A 23,014-nucleotide genomic window follows, 5' to 3' on the forward strand; every position below is an offset into this window, starting at 1 on the left:
AATAAGCAGCGGTTACATCAAACCTTGGGCTATCAAACGCCTGCCGCCGTCGAAGCCGCATTCCGTGTGCCTAAATAACTGTCCAGAAAGTCCGGACCACCTCAGGTCTGACATTCGGACACGTTCTCAGCCTTAAAACAGATCATTACAGCTTGGAAGGCTCGAGACAATCACGCTTTGGTTAAGGACTGCAGAGCACGTGTCCGATTGTCAGACCTGACCCCGAAGTCTGACCCCGAAGTTCAAACGGATCAATTAGGCATCACCATCAGCTGGAGTCCCGAGGCCGTCCCCGGCGCGCGATACACGCGCTGGGTCGCCTTCCTGAAGTCTTCCGGCTTCGCGTCGGGAATGCGCATGAAGGTCTGTGGATTCAGGTCGATCAGCGGGAACCACGAGCTCTGCACCTGCACCATGATGCGGTGGCCGCGGCGGAAAGTGTGGTTCACCGCCCCCAGCTCGTAGCTGATCGCTTCCACCTTGCCGGGCACGAAGGGCTCCGGTTTCTCATAGCCGTTGCGGAACTTGCCGCGCAGCGGATTGCCGCGCACCAGCTGCTGATAGCCGCCCAGTTTCAGGGCCGGCGGTCCGACGTCGTTGGTCGCGCGCGGCGGCGCCGGCGTCGGATAGTCGCTTGGGTAGACGTCGATCAGCTTGACTACCCAATCGGCGTCGGTGCCGGTGGTCGAGACAAACAGCTTCGGCAGCACGGGGCCGGCAACCGTCACGTCTTCTTCCAGCACCTCGCTCTGGTACACCAGCACGTCGGGACGGGTCGCGGCGAAGCGCTGGTCGGACACCATGTACTCGCGCGGTACGCCGTGCGCGGGGTAGCCGATGTAGGGCACTGGACGCTTCGGATCGGCCACATACTCGTCATAGCCTGCGCCGCCGCCAGCCGGCTGTTGCCAGGTCAGGCTGCCGTTGGCGTTGAAGTACAGGGTGCGCGCCCGGACCGGCTTCGGTGGCCAGGCGTCGTAGCTGCGCCAGACATTGGTGCCGGTCTCGAACATGGTGACCGGCGCCAGTTCCGTGGCCGGCTTGACGCCTTTCAGGTGCTGCTCGAAGAACGGGAACTGGATGTTGCGCCGGAAGTAGTCGCTCGTATTGGCGTCGAAGCGCACGTGGCCGAGGCGCGCACCAATGCCGCGCATCCAGCCTCCATGCACCCATGGCCCCACCACCAGCTTGTTCACCGCGGCCGGATTGTGGCGCTTGACGGCATCGTAAACGGTGAACGGCCCCTGGAAATCCTCCGCGTCGAACCAGCCGCCCACGGTCAGAATCGCCGCCCTGACGTTCTTCATGTGCGGGCCGATGGCGCGCGAGCGCCAGAACTCGTCATAGGTGTCGTGCTCGATGTTCGGCATGAATAGCTCGCGCTGGCGCTCGCTCATCGTGCCCGCGATCGCGCCCAGGGTCAGGCGCTTGAGGAAGAAATCGTAGCCGTCGGCCTCGTCGTAGTCGAAGCCGCCGCCCGATGCCGACTTGGGCGATGGATTCGGCGCCGCGACGAAGGACGAATAGAAGTCGAAGTTGGCGGCCAGCTTGAACGCGCCGCCATGGTAGGAGTCGTCGCCCATGTACAGGTCGGCGATCGGCGCCTGCGGCGAGGCGGCCTTGATCGCGGGATGCGAATCGATCACGCTGGCGGCGGCGTAGAAGCCGGGATAGCTGATGCCCCAGATGCCGACCTTGCCGTTGTTGTTCGGGACGTTCTTCAAGAGCCAGGCCACGGTATCGTGCATGTCCTGTGCTTCGACGCCCTCCCCCTTGCCCAGCGCCGGCTTGGCGTGCGGCGTCATTTCCTGCCACACGCCCTCGGACATGTGGCGGCCGCGCACGTCCTGGACCACGAAGATATAGCCGGCTTCCTCGAATTCGCGCGAGGGCCCGAGCGATTCGGGCATCCAGTCCACGCCGTAGCGCAGCTCTCCTTCGGCGCGCACGCCGGCGCTGTAGGGCGTGCGCTGCATCAGGAAGGGATAGGACCGGGAAGCGTCCTTCGGCACGTACACGGTCGTGAACAGGCGCACACCGTCGCGCATCGGAATCCGGTATTCGTACTTGGTATAGGTTTCGCGCACCGGCCGCTCCCTCGCGGACGGCGCGGCATCCATGCCGGCCGCAAGGACGGGCGAAGCGGCCGGCCAGGCCAGCAGGCAACCCAGGACGAGGGCGGAGAACGAACGGCGGATCATGGCTTCCTTCGGGACGGTACAAGGGGCCGCCAGTGTAATCCGTTTGCCCCGGGCGTGCCTATGCCGACAAATTCCTGGCCGGCTGCCGCAGCTCGCAAGCGACCACGCGGTCGCGGCCCTGCGCCTTGGCCTGGTACAGCAAGGCGTCGGCGGCTTCGACCCATGCCAGGGCGGGTCCGTCGTCGACGGCGGGATGGGCGGCCACCACGCCGATGCTGAGCGAGACGCATCCGTGCGGACTGTCGGCATGCGCGATCCCGAGCGCCGCCACCGCGGCACGGATATTCTCGGCGACGGCGCGTGCGCCATCGAGGTCGGTGTCCGGCAGGATCACTGCGAATTCCTCGCCGCCATAGCGCGCCGCCAGGTCGGTCGGACGGCGCGTGCCCGCGCGGATCGCGCCGGCCACCAGCCGCAGGCAATCGTCGCCCGCGACGTGGCCATAGCGGTCGTTGTACTTCTTGAAGTGATCGACGTCGGCCAGGATCAGCGCGCAGGGCTGGCCATTGCGGCGCGCGCGCTCGTGTTCCGCCGCCAGCGTCCGCTCGAAGCCGCGCCGGTTCGCCAGGCCCGTCAGTCCGTCACTGTCGGCCAGCGCCTTCAGCGACGCGTTCTGCTCCTTGAGTTTCAGGCGCGCCCCGCGCAACTGGCCTTCGAGCGCGTCGCGCACCCGCAACTGGCCGATCATGCGGTGGGTTCCCCAGGCCAGCAACGCCACCGCGAACAGGACCACGCCACTCATCTTGATCACCACCACCCACCATCCGTACAGCACTTCCTCCTTCGACTTGGCGATGGCGACCAGCAGCGGGAAGCGTTCCACGTGGCGGTAGCTGTACAGGCGCTCGATCCGGTCGATCTTCGAGGTCAGCATCGCGGTGCCGACCGGACCTGTCCTGCGGTAGAGCTGGAAAATCGGGCCGCCGCCGATATCGGAGCCGACCATGGCCTCGCTGAACGGCCGCCGGTACAACAGCGTGCCGTCGTCGATCGCCAGGATCAGGGTGCCGGTGCGGCCGACGTCGAAACTGTCGTAGAAGTCGCCGAAGAAGCTCAGCCTGAGCGACGCCATCGCCACGCCGCCGAAGCTGCCATCGGGCCGGTCGATGCGGCGCGTCAGCGGAATGCTCAGGACGCCCGTCGAACGACTGCGGATCGGCTTGCCGATCCGGGTGCCGCGGTCCGCGTGCTCCTGGTGGTAGCGGAAGTACTCGCGATCCGCCACGCTGCCCGGAAGCCTGGTGGGCAGCGAGGTGGCCACCCGTTCGCCATTGACGCCATAGATGAACAGTTCCTGGATCTGGGGCGTGACGGAGGCGATATGAGCCAGCCGTGCTTGCAGCACGGAATCCTCGTCGTTCACCGTCGTGCCAGCCTCGGCGCGCGCCGTCATCTCGTCCAGGATCGCGTCGCCCAGGTCGATCGTGCGCTCGGCATGCGAGGCGAGCGCACGCGCCATGTTGGCGGTACTGGTGCCCGTATTGTCGATCTCGGCCTGGCGCGACGCCAGCAGGCTCCACGCATGCAGGCCCACCAGCAGCAGGCAGACGCTGACGATCAGGAAGACCGAGCGCGTCACCAGGGGCTTGCGCAGGCGGTCCAGGCGATCGATCGCGGGTTGGTCGGAATCGGGCATGGGAGCGGAACCGGATCAGACGCTGCCGCGCACCGGCGTGCCCGGCGGCGCATCATGGCCCGCGTCGCCTGCCGCGCCATCCTGCTGCCAGCCGCGCACGCGCTCGCGCACCAGGTGGATGTGGCTGCGCAGCCGGTACAGCTCATCCGCATAGGCGAGCGGCACCGAGATGTGGTTGACGCGGTCTTCGAGGCTGTCCAGGCGCCGTTGCAAGTCCTTGCGCACCTTTTCGTCCGGCGCCACGCCGCTGTCCTCGAACGCCTGCTCGATCGCACGCAGCTCGCCATACCAGCGGTAGACGCGCGAGCGCACGCGCCACACGTAGATCGGCGGCACGATCTTCGACAGCGGGATCAGGAGCGCGGTGAGCGCCACCACCACGATCCACAGGCGTTCGGCCAGGTTGGCCAGCCAGAAGCTCAGGTAGCGCTGCATGAAGGGCGGACCGTCGCGGTAGTAGCGCGCGGCTTCCGGCGCCACCGGGATCTCGGTGTACTTCGGCGAAGGGAACTGGCCCTGCTGCTGGAACCAGCCGGCGCCGCCATGGATGTTCGTCGCGGCCTTCACCAGGAGGCCCACCAGGGCCGGATGGATTTCCTCGCGCGCCACCAGGGTCGCGGTCGGCGCGATCAGGTGGTAGTCCTGGGCCGGAATATTGCGGCCCAGGTCGACGATCCCGCGCGGCAGCACCACGTGCGTGAGGAAAGGCAGGCGCCGCGTATACGCCTCGGCCTGGGCGAAGTCGAACAGCCGGATGCCGGGCGTCTGCAGCAGCATCTGGATCAGCGGCGCTTCCGGCGCCGACGAAAACACCAGGCCGTCGATGCGGCCGGCCAGCAGCTCCACCGTGGCCGGCGTATCGGCCAGGTCGCCGATGCGCAGGTCTTGCGGTGCGATGCCGTTGGCGTCGAGCACCTGGCGCAGCAGGCGCGGCACGCCGGTGCCTTCCGGCCCCAGGTTGATACGCTTGCCGCGCAGGTCGGTCAGCTTCGAAATATTCGCCTCTTCGCGCAGGAACAGCCAGACCGGTTCGGTGAACAGGCTGCCCAGCGACACCAGTTCCTGGCGTTCGGCGGCATCGCCATCCTCGGCATTCATGGTGTCGCCGTCGGTCGAGCCGCTCTGCACGAAGGCGACGTCGGCCTCTCCCGCCAGCAGGCGCTGCAGGTTGTCGCGCGAGCCGAGGGTCGGCTGCAAGGTCACCTTGATGTCGTCGCGCGCGAGCAGGCTGGCGTACTGCTTGCCGAAGGTCTCGTAGGCGGAATTCTCCTGGCCGGTGGCCAGGCGCAGGCTGCGCGGCGGCGCCGGATCGACCCACCAGTAGGCCAGCAGCAGGGCCGCCGCCACCATCAGGATGGTGGGGCCGGACGCCACGACCAAGTCGCGCAGCGAGACGATGGAAAAATTCTGCAGCCGCGCGCGCAAGCCCTTGCCCGGCGCGCCGCCGCCCTCGCCCGCCGGCTTCAACGCACGCACTGGCGCTGGGCCACCGCCGCAGGTGCTGCTCCCGCGACCGGCGCCGGCTGGGGCTCGATCATCGGCATCAGGCTCGGCGCCAGCGTCACCAGCAGCTGCACCGGCAGCGCGCTGGTGAAGTCATAGTGTTCCGACTGCGGGCCGTGCACATAGGCCGTCATGCTGCCGTAGAAGCGTTCGCCGATATTAAACACGAAAGTCGCCGAACGGTTCACGTAGCGCGATTCGACCAGGCGGCCGCCGCGCGCATACACGTCGAAGCGCTGGTCGCCGGTGCCGGTCTTGCCGCCCAGCGCGATCACGCTGCCATCGGCCTGGACGAAGGCGGTCTTGACGCGCTTGGCGGTGCCGTCCGAGACCACGCCCTGGATGGCGTCGGCCACGGTGCGCGCGACTTCCGGCGCCAGCACCTGCTCCTTGCCGCCGCCCTTGTTGCGCTTGACCAGGGTCTCGTATGGCGTGTCCTTGGCGAAGTGCAGCGAATCGATGCGCTCGGTGGGTTTGCGCACGCCGCCGTTGACGATGATGCCCATCAGCTCGGCCAGCGAGGCCGGACGGTCGGCCGAGGCGCCCAGGGTGGTCGCGTACGACGGCACCAGCGAATCGAAGGGATAACCCATCTTCTTCCACTGGGCGTGGATCTTGAGGAAGGCCTCGACCTCGAGCAGGCCGGCGATGCGCTTGTCCTGGGCGTTCTTGCGGCTGGTCTTGAACAGCCATTGATAGACTTCCTGGCGCTCCTTGACGCTGGCGGCCGTCACCTCGGACCAGCTGGCCTTGGGGTGGGTGCGCAGATAGCTCACTAGCCACAGCTCGAGCGGGTGCACCGAGGCCACGTAGCCGCGGTCGGCCAGCGACATATTGCGCGGGTCGTACATCTCGTACATCTTCGGGATGCGCTCGGGATCGACCTCGTTGGCCGATGGCAGCGTCGCGTTGATGAAGGCGCCGAACTGGTCGAGCGTGGCGTTCGGCGCCACCGTGCGGTGGGCCGCGGCCAGCTTCGAGGCCAGCGGACGCACGCCGGAGAACAGCAGCGCCTCGATCTCTGCCGGGGTCTTGCCCTTGTACTTGTTCCAGAACTTGGCCAGGAAGTCCTTGCCTTCGTTGTCGGCGAAGCGCGCCAGGTAGGACGCGCGGCGCGGATCGTTGGCGTCGGCCAGCAGCTGGGCCGAGGAACCCGGCAGCTGGAACATGTAGTAGCGCACCACGTCGCGCATCATGCGCACGAACACCAGGTTCGTCGACTGGCGCAGGGCCTGGTGCACGTCCATGATCTTGCTGTCGTCGAGCTTGCTGAAGTTGCCGAAGGTGTGCAGGCCGCCGCCGGTCATGAAGCGCTCGCCCGGGCTGGCCGAATAGCGGCGCGCCATGGCGGCGTCGAGCATGGGTTTCAGGCCGCGGTCGGCGCCTTCCGGCAGGGTCTGGAAGTATTCCAGCGCCCATTGCGACATGCGGTCCTTCGGATCGACCTCGACGCCGTGCAGGCCGATCTTGTCCAGCGGCTCGAAGCGCTTGTGCAGCTGATCGAAGATGTCGAGATAGGTCACCAGCGTGCGCAGCTTGGCGGTCGAACCGAGGTCGAGCTTGGCGCCCTCGTTGATGTCGAGCGGCTGGTCGTAGTTGTCGGTCTGGACCCGCAGGTAGTTGACGTGCTCGCCCCGCTCCATCAGGGTGAAGCTGTACACCACCTGGGCCGGGTCGCCATTGCCGAGCAGGCCCTTGCCGGTCAGGCCGGCCGCCTTGGCGTGCTCGGCGTCGGACAGCTGGCGCAGGGCCGCCGTCACCGCCTGCTGGGCATTGCTGTCCAGGGTCGAGACCACCGACAGGTCGAGGCGGTCGACGTTGTACAGGCGCGAATCGCCGATCAGGTAGCCGAGGTGGTTGCGCACCGCATTGGCCGCCTTGCGAGAAACAAAAGCGTCGGCCGGTGGCGGCGCCACGCCGCTGTGCAGCGCCGGCTGCAACTTGACGCTCAGGGCGGCGTCGCGCAGCTGAGGCGAGATCACGCCGGCCTGGGCCAGCACGCGCAGGTGGCTGTCGGTCAGGATTTCGAGGTCGGGTTCGCCGGCGCCCAGGTAATAGGCCGGGCGGCGCTGGGCGATCATCAGCGACAGCGCTTCCTTGTAGGCCAGCACGGCGTCGGGGCTCGTCATCGGGCCCTTCAGCATCTGGTTCACCTTGTCGAAGTCGCGGCCATACCAGACCCACAGGCCGTCGCCGATGCCGTTCACTTCGCCATAGCCGGACTTGGCCGACAGCGGCACCGTGTTCAGGTAGTCGAGCACGATCTGGCGGCGCGAGCCGGTGGTGTCTTCGCCATCCTGGTAGGCGCGCAGGGTGGCCGAAGCCATCTGGATGATCTTGTCGGTGGTCGAGCTGGTGCGACCTTCGGGCGAATGCCGGTATTTTTCGATCTGGGTCGCCAGCGTGCTGCCGCCGGCCACGCGGCCGCCACCGCCCAGGCCGACGCTGGACAGGGTCTTGTCGAACACGGCCTTCGAGAAGCGGTCCCATTCGACCGCCGGATTGCGACGCGGATGGCTGGCGTCGAGCAGCTCGCGGTTCTCGATGAACAGCAGGCTCTGCACCAGCAGCGGCGGTGCGGCGTCGAACTTGTCGTAGAAGCGCTCGGGGAAGCGCGAGGTGAAGATCGGCTGCGAGCGGCAATCGAGGATCTCGAGGCCGACCTTGGTCTTTTCGTGGTAGGTCGCGTACAGGCCCAGGTCGGCCATCTTGACCATCTGCGGCGAGATGCGCGCCTGGCTTGCTATCGCATAGTCGCGCGTCTTCAGGCGCTCGAGGTAGTGCGGCAGGCCGGCATAGCCGAGCCGGGTGTCATACGGACTGGCGGCAGGGAAACGGATCGCATTGCTGGGACCGTTTTCCATGCGATAAGTGAGCTCGCTGGCCATGTCGGCGAAGATTTTCGCTTGCAGGCGCGAAGTGCGCGTCTCCAGCACCGCCCAGGCCGCCAGCACGGCAACCAGCAGCAGCAGGCCGAGCAACAGCCACAGCTTCCAGCGGCGCTTACGCGGGGCCGGCTCGTCGTCGCCGGGCTCGCCCGACGGGCCGCCGGGGATGCCACCATTGCCCGCCAGGTGCGGGAAGGCTTCGTACAGGGGAACGTCGTTGCCGCCGGCCGCGAGCGCAGGGACGCTCTCCACGGCGGCCGCCGCGGCACTGGCACCCGCTGGCGCGGCCGATGTCGCGACCGCGTCGCCAAAGGTCGGCTCACTGCGCTCGCTGGCGGCACGCTTGCCGGACACATTACTTGGCCGTCCTTGACGGCGAATACTTTCCATGATGGCTTAACCGGTCTGAATCAAAACGCTAGCAATCCCCGCCAACCTGCTCGCCATCCGTGGTGCTGCTGGTCCGTTCGAGTGATCGTGGTCTTTGTTAGTTCGCACGCTGATGGTGCAATCCCACTCCAGATCGCACCGTCCATAGGCAATATTCCACCACATCAATACGTCTCACGCGAGGCGCCGTTTAACAAATTTGCTGCGCTTGGAATATTTTCGCAAAAAAACAACGAGGTCTTGGCTGAGTGATATTACCGTGTGTAATTCAGGCAATACCGCTGCTAGTTTTAGCCACCAATATTTAACGCGCTGGAAATGCTTTTGGTGCACAGCTACGTTTGATCCATATCGAAAGATGGATCACGCAGGCTGCGTCACCTCTTCCGCACGTAGCTCTTCAAGTGCCTGCAGGCAGTAGTACTGGAACCACAGCCCGGCGAACAGGAAAATCATGACGTAGAGCCATAGCGACACCAGGGCCAGGATCGGGAACAACACGATCGACAGCACGGCGCCGCCCATCCAGACGATGCCGGGCAGCGCGCCCGCCAGGCCGGAAGTGAAGCCGATGGCGAGCAGGGCCGGACGGCGGCGGCGCATCAGGGCCAGGCGCTCGGCCTCGCTGGCGTGGGCGGCCAGCGCGTCGTAGCTCATCACGCGCGACGTCACCCAGGCCCACAGGCTGGCCTGCACCAGCCAGGCCAGCGGCGGCACCGCGTACAGCGGCAGGGTGAACAGCCACAGCAGGGCGAACACGGCGGTGCTGCCCAGGTTGATCGCCACGCTGCCGAAGAAGGAGCCGCCCTCCTTTTTTGCGAGCCCGGGAAACTGGCGCTTGCCGACGTGGGCCTCGATGGCCGGCATCGCCGCCACGCCCACGAACAGCAGGGCCGAGCCGATCATGAGCGGGAGCAGCAGCACGATCGCCATCAGCGGCACCACCATCACCTTGAGCATGCCCAGTCCCACCATTTCGAGCATGCTGCCGCTGGTCTCGAAACCGCCGTAGTCGGCGAACATGCCGTGCAGCCAGTCCAGCAGCGGCTGCAGGCCCAGCCACATCGCCACGCCCCACAGGACCAGCGCCAGCAGCAGCGGCGCCAGCGACAGCAGCAGCATGCGGCCGCTGAACTGCGCGCCCAGGGCGCGCCGGCAGGCGGTCAGTACACCGTTCATGGCATTTTCCTTTGCGGCATGGCGTCTCCTGATGGCAGTTCAATGCCGTCATTCTACGGGATGACATCCGATGGACCCATCGACTACAATCGTCGTTCAATCTGAACAACAAGGAAGACCATGTCCACCATCACCACCGAATCCGGCCTGCAATACGAAGACCTCGTCACCGGCGAAGGCGCCGAGGCCAAGGCTGGCCAGCACGTCACCGTGCACTACACCGGCTGGCTGCGCAACGACGACGGCAGCCTGGGCGCCAAGTTCGATTCGAGCAAGGACCGCAACGACCCGTTCGAGTTCGCGCTCGGCGCCGGCCACGTGATCCGCGGCTGGGACGAAGGCGTGCAGGGCATGAAGGTCGGCGGTTCGCGCCGCCTGACCATCCCGGCCAGCCTGGGCTACGGCGCACGCGGCGCCGGCGGCGTGATCCCGCCGAACGCCACCCTGATCTTCGACGTCGACCTGCTGGGCGTCTAAGCGGTTTTACCGTGCGCCGTCCTGCGGCGGCGCATGGTGCGGCCGTCTTGACGGCAGCTTTTGAACTTCCCTTCTAAAATGCGGCCGGATTCCCCGTGCCCGCCTCTCTCCTGCGCTAAGATTCCTGCCGCATTGTCCAAGCGACAATACCGCAACCAACCATCACAGGAGTTTCCATGAGCTTGCAGGAACAGTTCAACCAGGCCCAGGCCGATTCGAAGAACCTGTCGGAGCGTCCCGACAACATGACCTTGCTGAAGATCTACGCGCTGTTCAAGCAGGGCTCGAGCGGCGACGTGACGGGCGAGCGCCCGGGCATGACCGACTTCGTGGCGCGCGCCAAGTACGACGCCTGGGCCGGCCTCGCAGGCACCTCGCAGGAGGAAGCGCAGCAGCAGTATGTCGACCTGATCGAAGAGCTGAAGGGCTGATCGCCCACCGGGCCGGCGCCTGCGCCCGGCCCATCGCCCCGGTTACGCCGCGGCGGCGAAGGTCTTGCGCATCTTTTCCGCCACCTTGGCCTCGATGGCCGGCGCGAAGGCGCCCATGAAGAAGCCCAGGCGGATGCGCATCGCGGCGCGCTGGTCTTCCAGGGTCAACATGCCCTCCACGCCGCTGCGCTCGAAGCGCAGCACATCGCCGTCCCACCTGCATTCCAGCCCGTATTCGGCCGCGATACGCTGCGCCACCTGCTCGGCTGCCGAACGCGCCGCGTCCGGGCTCAGGCTGTGCTGCTGGACGATGCTGATTTCCGCCATCTGACTGATCCTTCCTGAATCGATTGCAAACAATCCGCCATGATGCCAGTTGCGGCCGGGCTATGCCAGAGCTCGCTACAACAGACCGGCTCGCGCGGACTCAATTGATGAGTATCAAAGCGTGCCCGGCAGGGAGCGCGAGGATGAAGGCGCAAGCCCGTCATTACGCGAGGAGTCGATATGGAAACCCCCGTCGTGCAGCCGAACCGCCTGTTACCGAGCGACCCCGAAGCGCCGCAGGCCGCGCAGCCTCCGGTGCGCTTCGTCCCCACCCCGAGCGCGCCCTACCGCCAGCAGCACCGCGCGGCGCGCCTGCTCGAAGAACCCGATGCGCCCGATCCGGCCGCGCCAGCGACCACCGAGCCGCCGCCGCACGCCTTCGGCGCCCGCGTCCTCATGTGGAAGCAAGATCCTTCGGTCACCGAAATCGGCACCCGCAAGGCCTTCCTGCCCGGCGTGGTGCTGGCCGGCCCGCGCGATGCCCGCATCGCTCCCGGCGAGCCGGGCATCGCCGCGGTCGAGCCGAACGCCTTCGGCGACTTCGTCACCCAGCCCGACACGCCGCAGTTCGACGCCGTCCACACCTTTGTCGTGGTGCGCCAGACGCTCACCATGTACCAGCGCGCCCTGGCCGCTGCCGGCGGCGCGATGCCGCTGCCCTGGCAATGGAACAGCAGCACCGACACGCGGCCGCTGCTGGTCTTCCCGCACGGCCTGCCGAACGTCATGAACGCCTTCTACAGCCGCAGCCAGGCCAGTCTCAAGTTCGGCGACTTCATCCCCAACGGCGCCACCGAGCGGGTCTTCACCTGCCGCTCGTTCGACATCGTGTCGCACGAGACCGCCCATGCGGTGCTCGACGGCATCAAGCCACTCTGGCTGCAGGCCGACGCCCCGCCCCAGACCGGCGGCCTGCACGAAGCCTTCGGCGACCTCACCGCGATCTTCCTGGCCCTGTCCCAGCTCGACCAGTGCGAAGCCGTGATCGCTCAGACCAAGGCCGACCTGCACGACAAATCCTTCCTGACCGACATCGCCGAGCAGTTCGGGCTGGCGCTCGGCAACAGCACCGGCCTGCGCAATGCCGACAACGACCTCAAGCTGAGCGAGGCCGGCACCCAGGTGCACGCCATCTCGCAGGTGTTCACCGGCGCCGTCTACGACGTGCTGGCCGACCTGTTTGCCCATGAACGCGATCCCGAGCGCGAAGACTGCGCCGCCGTCCTGCACCGGGTCGCCGGCTACCTGAGCGGCGTACTGCTCCGCGCCCTGATCGCCGCGCCCGACGCAGCCGCCACCTATGCCGACGTGGTCAACGCCATGCTCCAGGCCGTGACGAGCGACGGCAAGCCGGCCGCCTACGCCGACGCCATCCGCCTCCAGTTCAGCCGCCGCGAAGTGGTCGAGGCCAGCCATGGCGGGCCCGACGCGGTGGCCGCCTTCGTCCCCGGCCTGCCCCTGGCGGCGCGGGTGTGCGACGCGCCCGGCGCGCGGCAAGACCGGCGTTCCTGCTGCGGCACCATGCAGCTGGCCGAATACGATTGCGCCGAGCGCGTGCTGGCCTTCGAGGCGCGCCTGCTGGCGCGCTGGTGCGCCGACCACGGGCGCCACGGGCGGGCGCTGCCGGGGCTGCCTGCCGCCGGGGCGCCGACCGCCGGAGCGCCGGCCGCCGGGCTGCCGGCCGGCTCGTCGGCCGAACCGTCGACGCTCGCATGAAGATCAGCGCCCGCGCCTGTGGCGGCTTCGCCGGGCTGGCCGAATCCTACGAACTGGATACCGCCCGCCTGGCCGACGGGCCGGCCCTCGAGACGCTGCTGCGCCGCCTCGACTTCTTCGGCGTCGCGCCCACCTGCCCGGTCGGCGCCGACCTGCCGCGCTGGGAAATCACGGTCGAGGACGGCCCGCTCTGCCACACCGTGTTCCTGCGCGAGGATGGCAGCGGCGGCCAGTGGCAACATCTGCTCGACTACCTGCGGCAGGCCGGCTGAACCGGGTCTGCCGGTCTCGGCCGGTCCGGACGCCCGCCTGTCGGCGGTGCTTCTTAATCCCGGTCATCCGCCAACGCACGGCGGCTTGACAGCCCAAAAACCGCACGCTCGTGCGGATTCTTGCTTCATTTGCTTATGTAGATTGTGTATATAGGCGAATTTGTGAGAAAAGCCGAATTGCCCTAAAATACAGTGCTTTGCTCTGTCCGGCCGGCCTACTCTTCGTTCTTGCGCCCGGCGACGCGACATCCCACCAATTGATAGGACTGTTATGACCCACGTTGTCACCGAATCGTGCATCCGTTGTCGTTACACCGACTGCGTCGATGTATGCCCGGTAGATTGTTTCCGGGAAGGCCCGAATTTCCTCGCCATCGATCCTGACGAGTGCATCGACTGCGCCGTCTGCGTCGCCGAGTGCCCGGTGAATGCGATCTACGCGGAAGAAGACGTGCCTGGCGACCAACAGCAGTTCATCAAGCTGAACGCCGATCTCGCGCGCTTCTGGCCTTCGATCACCAAGACGAAGCCGGCCCTGCCAGACGCGGAAGAGTGGAAAGACGTCAAGGACAAACTCGACCAACTGGCCCGCTGATACCGCCGCTGCGCCGCCCGTGTCGGCGCCGGCCCGGGGTCGTTCTGCATGGCAGTGCTGGCTGCCATCGCCTCACCAATCAAAAATCACAGGAAGTAAGCGCATGACTATCAGTGCCACCCACGAAGCGGGCAGCATCGCTCCCAACAGTTCCTTCGCCGGCGCCATCGAAGCGGATGCCGTGATCATCGGCGCAGGCCCGGTCGGCCTGTTCCAGGTGTTCGAACTCGGCCTTCTCGAAATCAAGGCCCACGTCATCGATTCGCTGCCGGCCGTCGGCGGCCAGTGCGTGGAACTGTATCCGGACAAGCCGATCTATGACATCCCTGCCGTGCCGGTGTGCACCGGCCAGGAACTGACCGACAACCTGCTCAAGCAGATCGAGCCGTTCGAGCCGACCTTCCACCTGGGCCAGGAAGTCACGACCGTCCAGCGCCGCGAAGACCAGCGCTTCAACGTCGAGACCTCGACCGGCACCCGCTTCATCACCAAGACCATCTTCATCGCAGCCGGCGTCGGTTCGTTCCAGGCGCGCACGATCAAGGTCGACGGCATCGACAAGTACGAAGGCGAGCAGCTGTTCTACCGCGTCAAGGATCCGGCACGCTTCGAAGGCAAGAACATCGTCATCTGCGGCGGCGGCGACTCCGCGCTGGACTGGGCCCTGAACTTCGTCGGCAAGGCCGAATCGGTCGTGCTGGTGCACCGCCGCGAAGACTTCCGCGCCGCCCCGGCCTCGGTCGCCAAGATGAAAGCCCTGTGCGACGAGTACGAGATGCAACTGATCACCGGCCAGGTGACCGGTTTCGACGAAAAAGACGGCCAGCTGACCGAAGTGAAGGTCACCGGCGCCGACGGCGTCACCCGCCGCGTTCCGCTGGACATGTTGCTGGTGTTCTTCGGCCTGTCGCCGAAGCTGGGTCCGATCGCCGAATGGGGCCTGGACATCGAACGCAAGCAGCTGAAGGTCATGGACACCGAGAAGTTCGAGACCAACGTCCCGGGCATCTTCGCCGTGGGCGACATCAACACCTATCCGGGCAAGAAGAAGCTGATCCTGTCGGGCTTCCACGAAGCCGCGCTGGCCGCCTTCGGCGCCGCGCCCTACATCTTCCCGGACAAGAAGATCCACATGCAGTACACGACGACCTCGCCGAAGCTGCACAAGATCCTGGGCGTCGAAACCCCGGTGTTCGATTAAAGAAGGCCTTGCCGCCACGGTTACCACGTTCAACGGGCATTCAGTAACTTGGCGGCGACAGAGTCCCCTGAAGCGCCCCGCCTTGCGGGGCGTTTTGCTTTATGTGGGCCGACCAACGGAGCGGGTCCGGGTAAATATGCTACAAGTGCACCATGCATAAGGAATAGCGGTGGCCCTTGTTTCCACCCGCCAATGCAAATCCCCTATAATCGGATGAAGCTTATGCGCGGGCGATATTAGCGCAGTGTCAATACGAAGGATTACTTTATGCTTTATCAACTGCACGAGATGCAACGCTCCTTCCTGACCCCGCTGATGCAGTGGGCCGATGCGTCATCGAAACTGTTTTCCAATCCCGTGTCGCCGTTTGCGCATACCCCATTTTCCCAACGTATCGCCGCCGGTTACGAGCTGATGTACCGTCTCGGCAAGGAATACGAAAAACCGGCCTTCGGCCTCAAGACCACCACCATCAACGGTGAAGAGGTCGGCGTCAATGAGCGCATCGTCGTCGACAAGCCGTTCTGCAAGCTGCTGCACTTCAAGAAAGACATGGGCGACGCCGCCTTTGCCGCCCTCGGTCAGCCGACCGTGCTGGTCGTGGCGCCATTGTCCGGCCACCACGCGACGCTGCTGCGCGACACCGTGAAAGCCCTGCTGGTCGAGCACGACGTCTACATCACCGACTGGACCGACGCCCGCATGGTGCCGCTGTCCGACGGCCCGTTCCACCTGGACGACTACGTCTTCTACGTCCAGGACTTCATCCGCCACCTGGGCCCGGACGTGCATGTGATCTCGGTGTGCCAGCCGACGGTGCCGGTGCTGGCCGCGATCGCCCTGATGGCGAGCAACAAGGATCCGAAGCTGCCGAAGACGATGACCATGATGGGCGGCCCGATCGACCCGCGCAAGTCGCCGACCGCGGTCAACGACCTGGCCATCGAAAAGCCGTACTCGTGGTTCGAGAACACCGTGATCTATGCGGTGCCGGGCAATTACCCAGGCTTTGGCCGCAAGGTCTATCCGGGCTTCCTGCAGCACGCCGGCTTCATCGCGATGAATCCGGGCCGCCACGCCCAGAGCCACCGCGAGTTCTACCAGCACCTGGTGCGCGGCGACGACGACTCGGCCGAGGCGCACCGCAAGTTCTACGACGAGTACAACGCCGTGCTCGACATGCCGGCCGAGTACTATCTCGATACCATCAAGACCGTGTTCCAGGACTACAGCCTGCCGAAAGGCACCTGGAAAGTCGGCGGCCAACTGGTGCGTCCGCAAGACATCGAGTCGGTCGCCCTGCTCACCGTCGAAGGCGAGCTGGACGACATCTCGGGCCTGGGCCAGACCAGCGCCGCGCTGACCCTGTGTACCGGCATCCCGAAGGACAAGAAGCATGACTTCGTGGTCGAGAAAGCCGGCCACTACGGCATCTTCTCGGGCCGCCGCTGGCGCGAGATCGTTTGTCCGAAGATTACCGAGTTCATCCGCGCGAACGGGTAATCCGGCATCGACAATAAAAAAAACCGTGGCCAGGCGCCACGGTTTTTTTTTCGTCAGGCCGGTATCAGCGCACCGCCACCACCTGCGCCACCCGTCCGGTCGCGATCGCCACCAGCGCATAGCGTCCGCCCGCGTCGACCCACTGGTGTCCGCGCGGCGGCTTGGACAGCCGCAATGCGCGCCAGTCCTCGACCACGTGCTGGTGCGCCTGGTAGCGCGCCGGCAGGCGCTCGCCGCGCCGCAGTTCCCCATTCCCTTCCACGCTGCGGTAGCGCGCCGGATGCACTTGCGCGACCTGTGCGCGTCCCACGGCCGCTTCGGTGTCGGCCCTGTCCCGTTGCAAACCATCTCCTGCCGAAAAGATGGCGGCGACCAGCAGCGGCCCAATCAACTCGTTCATGTTCCATCCCCGGTGATCCAGCGTGAGCCGACAGTACAGCAGGATCGTGACAAGTCGTCTGTTAGCTTTCCCACGTAGTCGAATGGATGAGCACAGCCGGGTTCGCCAAAGCCGGGCCGGTCGCCTCCGGCACCGTTTTGGCGGATAATGTCGGCTTGACCAGATTGAACCCGCAAAGCCCGCCCGCCGTGACCAAGCCCCTCGCCGACCAGCTCGAAGACCTGCTGCCGCAGACCCAGTGCACCAAATGCGGCTATCCCGCCTGCCGCCCGTATGCCGAGGCGATGGCGCGCGGCGAGGCCGAGATCAACCAGTGCCCGCCGGGCGGCATGGAAGGCGTGCGCCGCCTGGCCGCCGCGACCGGACGCAAGGTCATCCCGATCAATCCGGCCAACGGCGTCGAGCGCGCGCGCCCGGTCGCCTTCATCGACGAGTCGCTGTGTATCGGCTGTACGCTGTGTATCCAGGCCTGCCCGGTCGATGCGATCCTGGGCGCGGCCAAGCAGATGCACACCATCCTGCCGAGCCTGTGCACCGGCTGCGACCTGTGCGTCGCGCCCTGCCCGGTCGACTGCATCGCGATGATCCCCGTCACCGGCGAACGCACCGGCTGGGATGCCTGGACCCAGCAGGACGCCGACGCCGCGCGCGACCGCCACGACTTCCGCACCGCGCGCCTGCGCCGCGAGCGCGAAGAGAACGATGCCCGACTAGCCGCCAAGGCCGTGGAAAAAATGCGCGCGGTCACCGCCGAAGTCACGAACACCCCGGAAGAACTGGCCGAGAAGGAGCGCAAGCGCGCCATCATCGCCGCCGCCATGGAACGCGCCCGCCTGAAGGCGGCCGGCAACCAGGAAAAGAACTGACCCAGATGAATCCCGCCAAACGCCTGGAAATCTTCACCCGCTTTCGCGCCGCCAATCCCAAGCCGACCACCGAACTCGAGTTCACGACGCCATTCGAACTGCTGATCGCAGTGCTGCTGTCGGCCCAGTCGACCGACGTCGGCGTCAACAAGGCAATGCGCCGCCTGTTCCCGGTGGCGAACACGCCGCAGGCGATCCTCGACCTCGGCATCGACGAGCTCAAGACCTATATCTCGACCATCGGCCTGTACAACACCAAGGCGAAGAACGTGATGGCGACCTGCCAGATCCTGGTCGAGCAGTATGGCGGCGAAGTGCCGCCCGTGCGCGAAGCGCTGGAATCGCTGCCGGGCGTCGGCCGCAAGACCGCCAACGTGGTGCTCAATACCGCCTTCGGCGAGCCGACCATGGCGGTCGACACCCACATCTTCCGCGTCTCGAACCGGACGAAGATTGCGCCCGGCAAGAACGTCGACATCGTCGAACAGAAGCTGTTGAAATTCGTGCCCAAGGACTTCTTGCACGACGCCCACCACTGGCTGATCCTGCACGGCCGCTACACCTGCGTGGCGCGCAAGCCCAAGTGCTGGAACTGCCTGATCGCCGACCTGTGCGAGTTCAAGGACAAGACGCCGGCGCCGGCCGGCGTGCTCGATCCGGCAGTGGCCGCGGCCAACGCGGCGACCTAGGTCCGCTTAGATCCGGGTTTCGCCGGTGGCGAACGAGGCGCGCACGATGCGCCCCTCGACCACCTCGTACACGCACAGCATCTCGACCGTGCCCTTCCCTTCGGGGAGGTTGCGGGTGACGATCTCGAGGTCGGTGACGAAGTTGCCGAGCACCGTGCGCGACAGCAGGCGCGCGTGCAGGTCGGGTTCGGCGAAGCGCATTTCGTAGCGCGGGCGGATCTGCTCGTGTCCTTCGGCGAGCAGCGAGCCGTGCAGGGCGAATTGCTGCGCGTCGGGCGCATAGGTGGCCATCAGGGCGTCGAGGTCCTTGGCGTTATAGGCGTCGAGTTGGGCCTGGACCACGGCGAGAGGGGAAAGTAGCGTCATGTAGATCAAAGCAGTGGCGCGCCGCCGCTTGCATGGCCGATCCAGGAAAGCGGGCGCGGGCTCATCTTACCCCGACGATCAGGGTTTGGTAGCAGTGGCAATGAGGACTGGCGACACCATGTGCGTCCGCTCGCCCACGGTGTACGCGTCGAGCGTCCGCAGAATGGCCCGGTCGACCTCGCGCCGGCCCTGCTCGTCGAGCGCGGCATAAGGCGGCATGAAGCGGTGCAGGTCGTGCAGCTCATCGAGATAAGCTTGCCCGGTGGCGCCTTGCCACACGGCTTGTACCTCAACGACATGGACGTCGACCAATCCAGCCTCCTCCAGCTCGGTGACGATCCGGGCCGGGTCCGCCAGTGCGATGAACCCGCCCGGCGGCGCAGGAGGCATACTTTGCGGGAATACTGCACGGATGGCTTGAGCCATGACGAGGAAGGGGCCGCCTCCGGGAGGCGTTTTCCAGGTCGCGATACAGGCCTTGCCTCCCGAACGGAGCACACGGACCTGCTCCGCCAATCCTGTCCTCCAATCGTTGAACAGGCTGACGCCGAAGATCGAGAAGGCAAGGTCGAAGCTATCGTCATCGATCGCCAGCGCCTGCCCATCCATCACCGACGCTTGCGCATTCGGGAAGGGTTTGAGGCGTTCCGAGAGAAGATTCACCATGCCTGGCGCGATGTCGACCGCCATAACGGTGGCGCCGCTGAACGCGGCCGGGATGCTCAATGCGCCGGCGCCTGCGGCGATATCGAGAATACGCGTGTACGCGTCGATGGGCCCGGCAAGCCGCAAGGCCTGGACGGCCACCGGCCCCGTGATCCGGTGCGCAGTCAGCTCGTAGACCTGGGCGAACCGGTCGCTCATATGGGGGTTGCCTGCGGGAGCCGATTCCTTCGGCAGCCATTGCCCGCCGTTCGCTGTTTCACGCATTCCTGCCCCCTTATCTCGTCGTCAATACTCCCTATTATGCAGGCATTTTGCGCCGTCACGCTGCCTGTTCTTCCGCGAAATATGCCTATCCGGACGAGCGTGTGCCTGGCCTCAGGCCTCCGCCAGCGCGCTGTGCGGCGGCGCGGCCCGTAACGCCTGCGGCTGCTCTTCGACCTTGAACACGCTCACCACCTGGGTCAGGGCCACGGTCTGGTCGCGCAGCGACTGCGCGGCGGCGGCGGCTTCTTCGACCAGGGCCGCGTTCTGCTGGGTCGCGCTGTCCATCTCCGTCACCGCCTCGTTGACCTGGGCGATGCCCTGGCTTTGTTCGCTGCTGGCGGCGCTGATCTCGCCAATGATGTCCATCACCTGACGCACGCTGGCGACGATCTCGCCCATCGTCGCGCCGGCCTCACCGACCAGGCGGTTGCCGTCGTCGACGCAGGCGGCCGATTCGGCGATCAGTGCCTTGATCTCCTTCGCCGCGACGGCCGAACGCTGGGCCAGGGTCCGCACCTCGCCGGCGACGACCGCGAAGCCACGGCCCTGCTCGCCCGCGCGCGCCGCCTCGACCGCGGCATTGAGCGCCAGGATATTGGTCTGGAATGCGATGCCGTCAATGACGCCGATGATGTCGGTGATCCGGCGCGACGAGGTGCTGATCGACGCCATGGTGCCCACCACCTGCTCGACCACCTTGCCGCCCTTGGCCGCCACGTCGCAGGCCGACACCGCGAGCTGGCTGGCCTGGCGCGCATTGTCGGCGTTCTGGCGCACGGTCGAGGTCAGTTCCTCCATCGACGACGCGGTCTCTTCGAGCGCGCCGGCCTGGCGCTCGGTGCGCGCGGAGAGGTCCAGGTTGCCCTGCGCGATCTCGTGCGAGGCCACGGCGATGATCTCCGCGCCGCCGCGCACCTGCAGCACGATGCGCTGCAGGCTGGCCGACATCTCCTTCAGCGCGAGCAGCAGCTGGCCGGTCTCGTCGTCGCTCCTGACCGTGATCGCGGTGCGCAGGTCGCCGGCGGCCACGCTGCGCGCCGCCTCCACCGCCGCGTCGAGCGGCCGGGTGATCGAACGCGACACCAGCACGCCGGCCGCCACCGCCGCCAGCGCGCCGAGCAGCATCAGGCTGTAGCTGAGCGTGGTCGCGCGCGCACCGACGGCGTCGGCCTGCCGCACGCTGGCGGCGCTGAGCGCGGACATCTTTTCTTCCGCCTGCACCAGCAGTTCGGCCGGCGCCCGGTCCTTGCCCTTGACCGCCACGTCGCCGGCGGCGGGATCGAAGCCGGCGGCGACGAAGTCCTGGTAACCGCGCCGGTAATCAAGGCCCATCTGCGCGTGCGCGGCGCCGAACTGCGCCACCAGCGTACGCACCTCTCCCTCCGGAAGGCTTGCCAGCAAAGCCGCAACCTGGACCGCCACCTCGGTTTCGTTCTGCTGGAACGCAGCCCAGTACTTGGCGCGTTCGCCGTCGTCCTTGCCGCGCAAGAGCGTGTTCTTCCACTCCTGCAGCTGCTTGCGGAAATGGGCCAGCATGGCCTCGACCTGCGTCGACTGCCCCTCCATGGCGACGGCCTGGCGGTAAGTGTCGACGGAACGGTTCATCTGGCTCATGCCGAAGAATCCGGCGCAGGCGACGAGCAGGGTGACGGCTGCAAAACCCAGCGGGAGCTTGCGGCTTAGTTTCATGGGGTGATCCTCGGATGGGTGGGCGCCGCGCGACGGTAACGCCGGCGACCCCTGGAAAACATGGAATGCGGCCCGGATGGGCGGATATGCACAGTGTATAGGCTGGCGCGTGGTTTACCGCCGCCAACTGTGCATTCCAGACGGAAAGTGATGCGAAACAGCCCTTACGTCCTGCCGGCGCAACACATATCCGAAGTAAGCAAGCGCTTACTGATTACAGAAGCACCATATTATCGCGATGAACCAGTTCGGGCCCCTCGACGAAGCCGAGGATGCGCTCGATCTCGGTCGAGGAATGGCGCATGATGCGCCGCACCTCGCTGCTGGCGTAGTTGGTCAGCCCGCGCGCCAGCGGCTTGCCGGCTTCGTCGACGCAGGTGATCACCTGGCCGCGGCCGAACTCACCGTTCACGGCCAGTACGCCGATCGGCAGCAGCGACTTGCCCTCTCTGGTCAGCTTGGCCGCGGCGCCGGCGTCGATCACGACCTCTCCCGTGGTGTGCAGGTGGTCGACCATCCACTGGCGGCGCGCCGTCAGGCGGCCGGTGGCGGCCAGCAATTGCGTGCCGATCGATTCGCCGCCGGCCAGGCGCGTGAGCACGTCCGGCTCGCGGCCCCAGGCGATCACGGTATGGGCGCCGGAGCGCGCCGCGCGCTTGGCGGCCAGCACCTTGGTCAGCATGCCGCCTCGGCCGATGCTGCTGCCGGCGCCGCCGGCCATCGCCTCCAGGGCCACGTCGCCGGCCTGGGCCTGTTCGATCAGCTGGGCGTTTGGATCCTTGCGCGGGTCGGCCGAGTACAGACCGGGCTGATCGGTCAGGATGACCAGGGCATCGGCCTCGATCAGGTTGGCGACCAGGGCGCCGAGCGTGTCGTTGTCGCCGAACTTGATCTCGTCGGTGACGACGGTGTCGTTCTCGTTGATGATCGGGACCACGTTCAGGCGCAGCAAGGTGGTGAGCGTCGAGCGCGCATTGAGGTAGCGTTCGCGGTCGGCCAGGTCGGCGTGGGTCAGCAGCACTTGCGCGGTCTTGACGCCGTGGGCGCTGAAGCTCGATTCGTAGATCTGGGCCAGGCCCATCTGGCCGCAGGCGGCGCAGGCCTGCAGTTCGTGGATGTCGGTCGGACGCTTGCCGAAACCGAGGCGCAGCATGCCCTCGGCGATGGCGCCCGAGCTGACCAGGACGACGTCCTTGCCGAGCGCGCGCAACGCGGCGATCTGGCTGGCCCAACGGGCGATGGCGGTATGGTCGAGGCCCCTGCCCTCGTCGGTGACGAGGGAGGAACCGACCTTGACGATGATGCGGGAGGCTTGTTGGAGTGCTGAGTTCATGGCGACAGAATCTTCCCCCGCGGTCGCAACGCGAGCAGGGAAAGTCCTGCCAGCAGTTCGACCGCGCAGACGACTAATAATACCCCCGTGGGCAAGCCGATCGCGAATGCCGCGACGAGGCGGCCGGCCGGCTGGGCCAGGAGGAACAGGGCAGTAAGGTCGCCGAGGATGGGCTGGTCGCCCTGCCTGGCCGCCAACAGCGCCAACCCCGCGGTAGCGAGGCGGATGCCGACGTAGATGGCGTAGAACTGGCTGTAGCCGTTTACGCCGACGAGAAACAGGCCCATCACGGCCGCGATGCGGTCGGGATCGAGCATGGCCGCGAGCGCGGCCAATGAACTTGCGGTGGCGACCAATTGCAGCAGCTGGCCGCGCAGCCATGCGCGCGACCAGGTGTTGGTCTGGGAAGCGCTGGCGCTCAA

21 protein-coding genes are annotated in these 23,014 nt (G+C 66.4%); 9 read left to right on the top strand and 12 right to left on the bottom strand.

The features are described from left to right. Positions 1–251: 251 nt before the first annotated feature. From J3U95_RS00005 to J3U95_RS00025, 5 genes are all read right to left on the bottom strand, one after another. Positions 252–2,201: a CocE/NonD family hydrolase gene (locus J3U95_RS00005; protein WP_208276684.1), complete on the bottom strand. Its 1,950-nt coding sequence runs from the start codon at positions 2,199–2,201 to the stop codon at positions 252–254. 58 nt (positions 2,202–2,259) lie between these two features. Beyond that, a complete protein-coding gene (locus tag J3U95_RS00010) occupies positions 2,260–3,837 on the bottom strand; it encodes a GGDEF domain-containing protein (RefSeq protein WP_208276685.1) in 1,578 nt (525 codons plus the stop codon). Between the two features lie 15 nt (positions 3,838–3,852). Next, positions 3,853–5,304, bottom strand: coding sequence for a TAXI family TRAP transporter solute-binding subunit (locus tag J3U95_RS00015; protein WP_229519577.1), 1,452 nt, complete (start codon positions 5,302–5,304; stop codon positions 3,853–3,855). Next, positions 5,301–8,618, bottom strand: coding sequence for a transglycosylase domain-containing protein (locus tag J3U95_RS00020; protein WP_208276686.1), 3,318 nt, complete (start codon positions 8,616–8,618; stop codon positions 5,301–5,303). The genes J3U95_RS00015 and J3U95_RS00020 overlap by 4 nt, the downstream gene beginning before the upstream one ends. Positions 8,619–8,981: 363 nt before the next feature. Beyond that, the gene (locus J3U95_RS00025; RefSeq protein ID WP_208276687.1) at positions 8,982–9,797 is read right to left on the bottom strand and encodes an EI24 domain-containing protein; all 816 of its coding nucleotides are present in this window, start codon (positions 9,795–9,797) and stop codon (positions 8,982–8,984) included. A gap of 120 nt (positions 9,798–9,917) precedes the next feature. On the opposite strand from J3U95_RS00025, the gene J3U95_RS00030 reads away from it, so the two are divergent. Both J3U95_RS00030 and J3U95_RS00035 read left to right on the top strand, forming a co-directional pair. Next, positions 9,918–10,274 carry an FKBP-type peptidyl-prolyl cis-trans isomerase gene (locus tag J3U95_RS00030; RefSeq protein ID WP_208276688.1) on the top strand — a complete coding sequence of 119 codons (357 nt, stop codon included), beginning with the start codon at positions 9,918–9,920 and terminating at the stop codon, positions 10,272–10,274. A 176-nt stretch (positions 10,275–10,450) separates the two neighbouring features. Further along, entirely contained in the window at positions 10,451–10,705 is a 255-nt protein-coding gene (locus tag J3U95_RS00035; protein ID WP_208276689.1) for an acyl-CoA-binding protein, read from the top strand. Between the two features lie 42 nt (positions 10,706–10,747). Here J3U95_RS00035 and J3U95_RS00040 read toward each other — a convergent pair whose 3' ends face one another. Next, complete coding sequence (locus J3U95_RS00040; RefSeq protein ID WP_005668465.1) at positions 10,748–11,032, bottom strand: polyhydroxyalkanoic acid system family protein; 285 nt, start codon at positions 11,030–11,032, stop codon at positions 10,748–10,750. 180 nt (positions 11,033–11,212) lie between these two features. Between J3U95_RS00040 and J3U95_RS00045 the strand changes: the two genes are divergently transcribed. From J3U95_RS00045 to J3U95_RS00065, 5 genes are all read left to right on the top strand, one after another. Next, the gene (locus tag J3U95_RS00045; protein WP_208276690.1) at positions 11,213–12,748 is read left to right on the top strand and encodes a gluzincin family metallopeptidase; all 1,536 of its coding nucleotides are present in this window, start codon (positions 11,213–11,215) and stop codon (positions 12,746–12,748) included. Continuing rightward, positions 12,745–13,020, top strand: coding sequence for a protealysin inhibitor emfourin (locus J3U95_RS00050; protein WP_208276691.1), 276 nt, complete (start codon positions 12,745–12,747; stop codon positions 13,018–13,020). The genes J3U95_RS00045 and J3U95_RS00050 overlap by 4 nt, the downstream gene beginning before the upstream one ends. A gap of 271 nt (positions 13,021–13,291) precedes the next feature. Then, on the top strand, positions 13,292–13,615 hold the full coding sequence (gene fdxA, locus J3U95_RS00055) for a ferredoxin FdxA (protein WP_005668458.1): 324 nt from the start codon (positions 13,292–13,294) through the stop codon (positions 13,613–13,615). Between the two features lie 103 nt (positions 13,616–13,718). Next, entirely contained in the window at positions 13,719–14,816 is a 1,098-nt protein-coding gene (locus tag J3U95_RS00060; RefSeq protein WP_229446544.1) for an NAD(P)/FAD-dependent oxidoreductase, read from the top strand. Between the two features lie 267 nt (positions 14,817–15,083). Further along, the gene (locus J3U95_RS00065) at positions 15,084–16,319 is read left to right on the top strand and encodes a polyhydroxyalkanoate depolymerase (protein WP_208276692.1); all 1,236 of its coding nucleotides are present in this window, start codon (positions 15,084–15,086) and stop codon (positions 16,317–16,319) included. 64 nt (positions 16,320–16,383) lie between these two features. Here the strand turns inward: J3U95_RS00065 and J3U95_RS00070 are convergent, their stop codons facing one another. Further along, positions 16,384–16,719, bottom strand: a complete 336-nt coding sequence (locus tag J3U95_RS00070) for an RcnB family protein (RefSeq protein ID WP_208276693.1) — start codon at positions 16,717–16,719, stop codon at positions 16,384–16,386. Positions 16,720–16,874: 155 nt separating this feature from the next. On the opposite strand from J3U95_RS00070, the gene rsxB reads away from it, so the two are divergent. Then, a complete protein-coding gene (gene rsxB, locus J3U95_RS00075; protein WP_229519555.1) occupies positions 16,875–17,585 on the top strand; it encodes an electron transport complex subunit RsxB in 711 nt (236 codons plus the stop codon). A 5-nt stretch (positions 17,586–17,590) separates the two neighbouring features. Then, positions 17,591–18,274 carry an endonuclease III gene (nth, locus tag J3U95_RS00080; protein WP_208276694.1) on the top strand — a complete coding sequence of 228 codons (684 nt, stop codon included), beginning with the start codon at positions 17,591–17,593 and terminating at the stop codon, positions 18,272–18,274. Between the two features lie 6 nt (positions 18,275–18,280). On the opposite strand, the gene J3U95_RS00085 is transcribed toward nth, so the two are convergent. The 5 genes from J3U95_RS00085 to J3U95_RS00105 all read right to left on the bottom strand — a co-directional run bounded on the left by J3U95_RS00085 (position 18,281) and on the right by J3U95_RS00105 (position 23,014). Continuing rightward, entirely contained in the window at positions 18,281–18,640 is a 360-nt protein-coding gene (locus tag J3U95_RS00085; RefSeq protein WP_208276695.1) for a nuclear transport factor 2 family protein, read from the bottom strand. 78 nt (positions 18,641–18,718) lie between these two features. After that, on the bottom strand, positions 18,719–19,570 hold the full coding sequence (locus J3U95_RS00090) for a class I SAM-dependent methyltransferase (RefSeq protein ID WP_208276696.1): 852 nt from the start codon (positions 19,568–19,570) through the stop codon (positions 18,719–18,721). A gap of 111 nt (positions 19,571–19,681) precedes the next feature. Further along, positions 19,682–21,259, bottom strand: coding sequence for a methyl-accepting chemotaxis protein (locus J3U95_RS00095; RefSeq protein ID WP_208276697.1), 1,578 nt, complete (start codon positions 21,257–21,259; stop codon positions 19,682–19,684). Positions 21,260–21,473: 214 nt separating this feature from the next. Continuing rightward, on the bottom strand, positions 21,474–22,592 hold the full coding sequence (gene proB / locus J3U95_RS00100; RefSeq protein WP_208276698.1) for a glutamate 5-kinase: 1,119 nt from the start codon (positions 22,590–22,592) through the stop codon (positions 21,474–21,476). Next, the gene (locus J3U95_RS00105) at positions 22,589–23,014 is read right to left on the bottom strand and encodes a hypothetical protein (RefSeq protein ID WP_208276699.1); all 426 of its coding nucleotides are present in this window, start codon (positions 23,012–23,014) and stop codon (positions 22,589–22,591) included. Before J3U95_RS00105 ends, proB begins: the two co-directional genes overlap by 4 nt.

This window comes from Massilia oculi (assembly GCF_017582745.1).
Taxonomy (GTDB): domain Bacteria; phylum Pseudomonadota; class Gammaproteobacteria; order Burkholderiales; family Burkholderiaceae_D; genus Telluria; species Telluria oculi_A.

What these genes read in the sequence shown, in the direction of transcription:
- J3U95_RS00005 (WP_208276684.1), bottom strand. Translation starts at nt 2,201, where the DNA reads ATGATCCGCCGTTCGTTCTCCGCCCTCGTCCTGGGTTGCCTGCTGGCC.
- J3U95_RS00010 (WP_208276685.1), bottom strand. Translation starts at nt 3,837, where the DNA reads ATGCCCGATTCCGACCAACCCGCGATCGATCGCCTGGACCGCCTGCGC.
- J3U95_RS00020 (WP_208276686.1), bottom strand. Translation starts at nt 8,618, where the DNA reads ATGGAAAGTATTCGCCGTCAAGGACGGCCAAGTAATGTGTCCGGCAAG.
- J3U95_RS00025 (WP_208276687.1), bottom strand. Translation starts at nt 9,797, where the DNA reads ATGAACGGTGTACTGACCGCCTGCCGGCGCGCCCTGGGCGCGCAGTTC.
- J3U95_RS00030 (WP_208276688.1), top strand. Translation starts at nt 9,918, where the DNA reads ATGTCCACCATCACCACCGAATCCGGCCTGCAATACGAAGACCTCGTC.
- J3U95_RS00035 (WP_208276689.1), top strand. Translation starts at nt 10,451, where the DNA reads ATGAGCTTGCAGGAACAGTTCAACCAGGCCCAGGCCGATTCGAAGAAC.
- J3U95_RS00040 (WP_005668465.1), bottom strand. Translation starts at nt 11,032, where the DNA reads ATGGCGGAAATCAGCATCGTCCAGCAGCACAGCCTGAGCCCGGACGCG.
- J3U95_RS00045 (WP_208276690.1), top strand. Translation starts at nt 11,213, where the DNA reads ATGGAAACCCCCGTCGTGCAGCCGAACCGCCTGTTACCGAGCGACCCC.
- J3U95_RS00050 (WP_208276691.1), top strand. Translation starts at nt 12,745, where the DNA reads ATGAAGATCAGCGCCCGCGCCTGTGGCGGCTTCGCCGGGCTGGCCGAA.
- fdxA (WP_005668458.1), top strand. Translation starts at nt 13,292, where the DNA reads ATGACCCACGTTGTCACCGAATCGTGCATCCGTTGTCGTTACACCGAC.
- J3U95_RS00060 (WP_229446544.1), top strand. Translation starts at nt 13,719, where the DNA reads ATGACTATCAGTGCCACCCACGAAGCGGGCAGCATCGCTCCCAACAGT.
- J3U95_RS00065 (WP_208276692.1), top strand. Translation starts at nt 15,084, where the DNA reads ATGCTTTATCAACTGCACGAGATGCAACGCTCCTTCCTGACCCCGCTG.
- J3U95_RS00070 (WP_208276693.1), bottom strand. Translation starts at nt 16,719, where the DNA reads ATGAACGAGTTGATTGGGCCGCTGCTGGTCGCCGCCATCTTTTCGGCA.
- nth (WP_208276694.1), top strand. Translation starts at nt 17,591, where the DNA reads ATGAATCCCGCCAAACGCCTGGAAATCTTCACCCGCTTTCGCGCCGCC.
- J3U95_RS00085 (WP_208276695.1), bottom strand. Translation starts at nt 18,640, where the DNA reads ATGACGCTACTTTCCCCTCTCGCCGTGGTCCAGGCCCAACTCGACGCC.
- J3U95_RS00090 (WP_208276696.1), bottom strand. Translation starts at nt 19,570, where the DNA reads ATGCGTGAAACAGCGAACGGCGGGCAATGGCTGCCGAAGGAATCGGCT.
- J3U95_RS00095 (WP_208276697.1), bottom strand. Translation starts at nt 21,259, where the DNA reads ATGAAACTAAGCCGCAAGCTCCCGCTGGGTTTTGCAGCCGTCACCCTG.
- proB (WP_208276698.1), bottom strand. Translation starts at nt 22,592, where the DNA reads ATGAACTCAGCACTCCAACAAGCCTCCCGCATCATCGTCAAGGTCGGT.